Genomic DNA, 2,399 nt, shown 5'->3' on the forward strand with positions numbered 1-2,399 from the left:
TTAGAAACTGTTAAAATCTAAAGAATTAATTGTCTAATATATGGATTCTAAGCTTATTGCTTAAATACTTGGTGATTTTTTGCATTCATCGTTTCAACATTTTGCCTACCTCCAACAAAATATCAACAGATGCTTTGGGAATTTCTCCATGACCATCCGGTCCCACATTGAGCAAAAAGTTACCACCCTTTCCATTAATATCCTGTAGCTTTTCGTATACTTCTTCAGGACTTTTCCAATCCGTGTCTTTGATTTTGAAACCCCAGGAATCGTTCATGGTATAGCAGGCTTCCCAGTAATGGTCGAGCGTGCCATCCGGGTGAAACTGCTCCGGTGTGCCGAAGTCCTTTTTAAATATTTCGCGTTTAGAAACCCGGTTATTGATAATGATATCAGGTTTCAACTCACGGATGTATTGGTATAAATCATTTCCATCTTCAACCGTCCAATAATCAGCCCAATCGCCATCGAACCAAAGAATTTCCGTATCATATTTTTCAATCAATTCCCTTACCTGGTTTTTCATATACTTCACATATTCTGCTTTTTTCCCTTCATGGAGCAAAGGATTCTGCCAGCGTTTGCCTGATACTTCTTTGGCATCGGCATCAGGAATATTGTGTGAAGGATGATTCCAGTCGATAATGCTGTAATAGGTTCCAAAATGAATGCCCTGTTTTTTACAAGCGTCCGACAATTCCTGAATAAAATCACGGCCCTTCATGGGCGAATTGGCGATGTCGTATTCGGTATAATCAGAATCCCACAAACAGAAGCCTTCATGATGTTTGGTCGTGATGACCAAATAGTTCATCCCGGCTTTTTTAGCCAGTTTTGCAATTTTATTGGCATCAAATTTTTCAGGAGTCCATGTATTGATCAATTTGATATAGTCTGACTTTGGGATTTGCTGATTCGCCTGAATCCATTCCGCATAACGACCTTCATCATTCCCCTTGTAAATTCCCCCAAGCTGGCTGTATAATCCAAAATGAATGAACATTCCGTACTTCGAATCGGTAAACCACTCCATGCGCTTTTGGTACGCTTCTTTCGATTCGTTTAAATAGTTTACGTTGTTCTGAGCGATTAAACTCACACTCATTGTAATAAGAATTACAATAACACCTAATATTCTCTTATTCTTCATGCTTTTATTTTTTAACGTCTTCCAATTCTACTCCCTTAAAATATTTATCCAAAACATACATTGGCTGATGAACATCAGGTATTTGCTTGAGCTTTCTCCAGTCGTAATCCAGCGGTAAGATCGTGGCTGGATTCATCGTTGCTGTGTCGTCAGTTGCAATGTACCATTCTTCGAGTAACTTCATCATTTCATCCACCTTAGAATTGTATTTCGGAAGCGATGCCAAATTATCAATTTCCAACGGATCGTTTTTCAGATTAAACAGTTGTGTGTAATCCCGCTGTGGATACCGGATTAATTTCCATTCATCGGTACGAACCGCGCGGGCAGTATTCCGGTAAGCTGTATACAACGAAGACCGGACTTCGGTAAGCTCTCCGTTGATAACCGGCAGCAGGTTTTGTCCATCTACTCCTTCAGGAACGGGTAATCCAACCACATGACAAAGGGTCGGGAAAATATCATATAAATAAACCAATGCATCCCTTTTCGCTTCTGCAGGTATTCCCGGACCACTGATTATAAAAGGTACTTTTGTGCTGTGTTCGTATAAATTTTGTTTCCCCAATAAACCGTGGCTACCTATTGCCAACCCATTATCGGCAGCGTAAACGATGATGGTATGATTAAATAAGTCTTCCTTTTTCAGGGTTTCAATAATATCGCCCACCCGGCTGTCAATATGACTAATCAGGGCATAATAATCAGCCAGTGAAGCCTGTATCATTTCCGGAGTTCTTGGCCAGGGACCCAGTGTTTCATCCCGAATGTTTAAATGATCAAATTCAAAAGGATGAAGGTCCATGAAGTTTCCTGGTAAGGGAATCGAATGATCAGGATACATGCCGATATAATCTTCGCGAGGTGACCTGGGATCATGGGGTGCGGTAAAAGACACGTAGCAAAAAAATGGATTTTCACGCGTGCCTGTTGAATAATTGTTCAGATAACCGATTGCTGCGTCGGCAAATAGATCGGTCGAATAGCCTTTTTTTACTGGTTCGCTGAGTTTACCATCACTGCCAAGGCTACTGCAGGGAACATTAAAGTGGTCGGACATCCCACCGATAAAGACATTTTCACCTTTTTGAAAAGAGGCTTCGAAGGTTTTCGCCCCATTGTGCCATTTCCCTGTTCCGAATGTTTCATAGCCGTTTTGGGCAAAATGCATCGGCATGGTATGCACTCCTTCCAGTTTGTCGTACACGTGAAACAAACTTTTCCCACTCATCAGCATTGCCCGGCTCGG

2 protein-coding genes are annotated in these 2,399 nt (G+C 41.4%); both read right to left on the reverse strand.

What is annotated here, in order from left to right; translation table 11 throughout:
- Positions 1-85: 85 nt before the first annotated feature.
- Positions 86-1,150 carry an alpha-L-fucosidase gene (locus tag AAC033_RS19000; protein ID WP_339741139.1) on the reverse strand — a complete coding sequence of 355 codons (1,065 nt, stop codon included), beginning with the start codon at positions 1,148-1,150 and terminating at the stop codon, positions 86-88.
- 4 nt (positions 1,151-1,154) lie between these two features.
- Positions 1,155-2,399, reverse strand: a 1,245-nt coding sequence (locus AAC033_RS19005; RefSeq protein ID WP_339741141.1) for a sulfatase-like hydrolase/transferase, incomplete at its 5' end; no start/stop codon positions are given.

Source organism: uncultured Sunxiuqinia sp., assembly GCF_963974515.1.
Classification (GTDB): domain Bacteria; phylum Bacteroidota; class Bacteroidia; order Bacteroidales; family Prolixibacteraceae; genus Sunxiuqinia.

Coding starts and splice junctions, on each gene's coding strand:
- AAC033_RS19000 (WP_339741139.1), bottom strand. CDS start 1,150: ATGAAGAATAAGAGAATATTAGGTGTTATTGTAATTCTTATTACAATG.